General features: G+C 51.4%; 1 tRNA gene. It reads left to right on the top strand.

The features are described from left to right. Nucleotides 1–145: 145 nt before the first annotated feature. A tRNA-Asn gene (locus QP775_RS25680) sits at nucleotides 146–218 on the top strand.

Below are 218 nucleotides of genomic sequence, written 5' to 3'. Positions count from 1 at the left end.
CGACCGTTAAGCCCTCCAGCGCCGATGGTACTTGGACCGCAGGGTCCTGGGAGAGTAGGACGTTGCCAAGCAGTATATGTCGTAACACGAGTGACTCCTGCTCATGCAAGAGTCGCGTGTTATGAGAATATCTAATGTGTATTATTCCCTGATAGCTCAGTTGGTAGAGCACTCGACTGTTAATCGAGTTGTCACAGGTTCGAGTCCTGTTCGGGGAG

It is taken from the genome of Paenibacillus sp. UMB4589-SE434 (assembly GCF_030226685.1).
Classification (GTDB): domain Bacteria; phylum Bacillota; class Bacilli; order Paenibacillales; family Paenibacillaceae; genus Paenibacillus_B.
Note: the sequence above shows the minus strand (reverse complement) of the source record. Positions and strands in the feature narration are given on the sequence as shown.